This is a genomic window from Streptomyces phytophilus (assembly GCF_013870535.1).
Taxonomy (GTDB): domain Bacteria; phylum Actinomycetota; class Actinomycetes; order Streptomycetales; family Streptomycetaceae; genus Streptomyces; species Streptomyces phytophilus.
Genome location: NZ_JACBXC010000591.1, coordinates 1 through 3,670, shown reverse-complemented (window position 1 = coordinate 3,670; position 3,670 = coordinate 1). Strand labels below are relative to the sequence as shown.

Annotated in this window: 5 protein-coding genes; 1 reads left to right on the top strand and 4 read right to left on the bottom strand. The window is 74.0% G+C overall.

Annotated features, from left to right (window positions below; all coding sequences use genetic code 11):
- The 4 genes from paaD to paaA all read right to left on the bottom strand — a co-directional run.
- The coding region (paaD, locus tag H5J30_RS21855; protein ID WP_258563464.1) for a 1,2-phenylacetyl-CoA epoxidase subunit PaaD at nt 1-395 on the bottom strand (395 nt) is incomplete at its 3' end.
- Nucleotides 389-1,135: a 1,2-phenylacetyl-CoA epoxidase subunit PaaC gene (gene paaC, locus H5J30_RS21850; RefSeq protein ID WP_181789087.1), complete on the bottom strand. Its 747-nt coding sequence runs from the start codon at nt 1,133-1,135 to the stop codon at nt 389-391. The genes paaC and paaD, both read right to left, overlap by 7 nt.
- A complete protein-coding gene (gene paaB, locus H5J30_RS21845; protein ID WP_181789086.1) occupies nt 1,132-1,416 on the bottom strand; it encodes a 1,2-phenylacetyl-CoA epoxidase subunit PaaB in 285 nt (94 codons plus the stop codon). The genes paaC and paaB overlap by 4 nt, the downstream gene beginning before the upstream one ends.
- A 176-nt stretch (nt 1,417-1,592) precedes the next feature.
- A complete protein-coding gene (gene paaA, locus H5J30_RS21840) occupies nt 1,593-2,654 on the bottom strand; it encodes a 1,2-phenylacetyl-CoA epoxidase subunit PaaA (protein WP_181789085.1) in 1,062 nt (353 codons plus the stop codon).
- Between the two features lie 163 nt (nt 2,655-2,817).
- On the opposite strand from paaA, the gene H5J30_RS21835 reads away from it, so the two are divergent.
- Complete coding sequence (locus tag H5J30_RS21835) at nt 2,818-3,585, top strand: DUF5819 family protein (protein WP_181789084.1); 768 nt, start codon at nt 2,818-2,820, stop codon at nt 3,583-3,585.
- Nucleotides 3,586-3,670: the final 85 nt, after the last annotated feature.

Here is a 3,670-nt window from a genome sequence, read left to right as displayed (position 1 = left end):
GACGGGCGGGTCGTGCGGGGTGGGGCAATGCCGGACTCCGCCAGCTTGCGGCGGCCCTCCGGCGTGATGTCGTCCGTCGTCCACGCCGGCGCCAGCACGCGCCGCACCCGGACCTCCGCCATCCCGCCGCGCTCGCGCAGCACCCGCTCGATGTCCTCGGCCATGGACTCCACGGCCGGGCAGCCCGTGTACGTCGGCGTCAGCTCGACCTCCACCGCCGCCGTCCCGGTCCTGCGCACCCCGCGGACCACGCCCAGCTCCGCGAGCGTCAGCATCGGCAGCTCCGGGTCCGGCACGCTGCCGGCCAGCTCCCGCAGCCGCTGCTCCAGCGCGGTGCCCGCCGGGGTGTCCGGCGGAGTGCCCGGCTGAGTACCCGCCGGGGTGTCCGTCACCATGACGCCCCCGGGTGGCTGCGGTGCAGGTGCTGCATCTCCGCGAGCATCCGGCCGAACGGCTCGGTGTGCACGCCCGCCCGTCCGGCCCCCGCCGACCAGCCGGTGGCGCGCGGGCCCTCGGGCAGCGTCAGCGTGGCGCGCTCCAGCACGCCGCCCACGGTCTCCAGCCACGCCGCCTCCAGCGCGGCCCAGTCCACCGCCAGCCCCTCGACGGGCCGGAACAGCTCGCCCGTGTACCGCCAGAGCCCGTCGAGGCCGGCCCGCATCCGGGCGTGGGAGGTCTCGGTGCCGTCGCCGAGGCGCAGGGTCCACTGCTCGGCGTGGTCGCGGTGGTACGCGACCTCCTTGACCGCCTTCGCCGCGAGCGGCGCCAGCGGCGCCGCCTCGCCGCCCGCCGCCAACTGCCCGTAGAGCAGCTCCTGGTAGACGGAGAAGTACAGCTGGCGGGCGATCGTGTGCGCGAAGTCGCCGTTCGGCTGCTCGACCAACTGGACGTTGCGGAAGGCGCGTTCCTCGCGGAGGAACGCCAGCTCGTCCTCGTCGCCGACGAGGGACAGCAGCGTGCGCGCCTGGCCGAGCAGGTCGAGCGCGATGTTCGCGAGGGCGACGTCCTCCTCCAGGACCGGCGCGTGCCCCGTCCACTCGGCGAGCCGGTGCGACAGCACGAGCGCGTCGTCCCCCAGCGCCAGCGCACCCGCGGTTGCCAGGTCGGCGGTGGCCGGGTCCGGGGCGGCGCTCACAGGTTCCGCACCCCTTCCGGCAGCTCGTAGAACGTCGGGTGCCGGTACGGCTTGTCGGCGGCGGGGGCGAAGAACGGGTCCTTCTCGTCCGGCGAGGAGGCCGTGACCGCCGTGGACGGCACGACCCACACCGAGACGCCCTCCTGGCGCCGGGTGTAGAGGTCGCGGGCGTTGCGCAGGGCCATCGCGGCGTCCGGGGCGTGCAGGGAGCCGGCGTGCACGTGCGACAGGCCGCGCCTGCTGCGCACGAACACCTCCCACAGCGGCCAGTCCCCCGCCACGGCACCGGCGCCGGTCCCAGCGTCCGCGCCGCGAGGGCCCGCGCCCGCACTCGCGCCATGGCCCACGCCGGCACCGGAGCCGGCATCCGGGCCCGCGCCAACGCCCGCGTCCGCGCTTGGTTCCGTACCGCCAGAGCCCGCGGTCGTCCTCCGCCCCGCGTCCTCCGCGTCCGCGCTCACGCCGCCGCCTCCCCGGGCCCCGCGGCCCCGAGCGCCCGCTTCGCGGCGTAGGCCGCCGCGGCGTCGCGCACCCACGCGCCGTCCTCGTGCGCCTGCCGCCTGCGGCCGATCCGCTGCTCGTTGCACGGCCCGTTCCCCCGCAGGACCTCCTTGAACTCCGACCAGTCGATGGCGCCGAAGTCGTGCTGGCCCCGGTCCTCGTTCCACTTCAGGTCCGGGTCCGGGAGCGTCAGGCCCAGGATCTCGGCCTGCGGGACGCAGATGTCGACGAACCGCTGGCGCAGCTCGTCGTTCGAGTGCCGCTTGATCTTCCAGGCCATGGACTGCGCCGAGTGCGCCGACTCGTCGTCGGGCGGGCCGAACATCATCAGCGACGGCCACCACCAGCGGTCGATGGCGTCCTGCGCCATCGCGTGCTGCTCGGGGGTGCCGTGCGCGAGGGTGTGCAGCAGCTCGTACCCCTGGCGCTGGTGGAAGGACTCCTCCTTGCAGATGCGGACCATCGCGCGCGCGTACGGCCCGTAGGAGCAGCGGCACAGCGGCACCTGGTTGATGATCGCGGCGCCGTCCACGAGCCAGCCGATGGCGCCGACGTCGGCCCAGGTGAGCGTGGGGTAGTTGAAGATCGAGGAGTACTTCTGGCGGCCGGCGTGCAGCTTGTCCAGCAGCTCGTCCCGGCCGGTGCCCAGGGTCTCGGCGGCGCTGTACAGATACAGGCCGTGGCCCGCCTCGTCCTGCACCTTGGCCAGCAGGATCGCCTTGCGGCGCAGGGAGGGGGCGCGCGTCAGCCAGTTCGCCTCCGGCTGCATGCCGATGATCTCGGAGTGCGCGTGCTGGGCGATCTGGCGCACGAGCGTCGCCCGGTAGGCATCGGGCATCCAGTCGCGCGGCTCGATGCGCTCGTCCGCGGCGATCTTCGCCTCGAACGCGGTCTCGGGCGCGGTCCCGGGCGTCGCTGCCGCCTGCGCCGCGGCTGCGGGCGCCCCCGTGCCCGTACGAGGTCCGGAACCCGACTCGGCTCCGGACCGGCTGCCTCTTTCGATGATCGTCTCCGGCATCTCGGCTCCCGTGCCCTCCCTACCGACCGATCGTTCGGTTCCATGCTCCTTGCCCGGCCTTACCCTGTCAAGGTCGGTTTCTGCCCCCGAGCGCTGCGCGGAGGCGGTCGGGGTGGGTAGCGTGCCGGTCCTGAGGACCGGAGGAGACGGGAGCCCGGGGGTTATGGAATCGCGCCAGCCGGACGAGAGCCGCGCCGGCATACCCGACAGCGGGGGCGTCACGGGGGTGGAGACGGGACCGGCGGAGCCGCCGGCCGGGCCGCGGCCCGCGCTCGGCATCGCCGGGCTCTCGCCGCTCTCGCGGATCATCGTCGCGCTGGCCATCGCGGTGCTGGTCGCCCTCGTCACCGTGCAGCTCGGCGCCGGCTTCCTGCACGTCGCGCCGGCCAACACGCTCAGCAAGAAGCACGACGAGACGATCGACCGCATCGTCTTCCCCGAGTTCGAGCAGAACTGGCGGCTGTTCGCGCCCAACCCCCTGCAGACCAACATCCACGTCGAGGTGCGCGCCCAGTTGCAGATGCCTGACGGCGGCACCGAGGAGACCGGCTGGGTCGACCTCACCGCCATGGACCACGAGAACATCAGGGGCAACCCGGCCCCCAGCCACACCGTGCAGAACGAGCTGCGCCGCGGCTGGGACTACTGGACCGACACCCACGACGAGGACAACCGCGCCATCTCCGACCGCGCCGACCTCGCCGAGGACTACGTGAAGCGCATCGTGATGCGCCGCCTGGGGCCCGTGCTGAACGAGGGCCGGGTCGAGAAGATCCAGCTCCGCCAGACCAGCCGCCGGATCGCCCCGCCGCCGTGGAGCGACGAGCAGTGGGACATCGCCCCGGTCCACCGCGAGCTGCCCTGGTGGATCGTCACGGGGGGAGACCTCATGGAGAGCGACCGTGAGGTGTGGGAGGAGAGCGCCCAGTGACCTCGACACCGCACCCGCCCCCCACGCCTCCCGAGCCTCCCCGGGCCCCCGCAACGGGCTCGCCCGCCGCGCCTCCTGTGCCTCC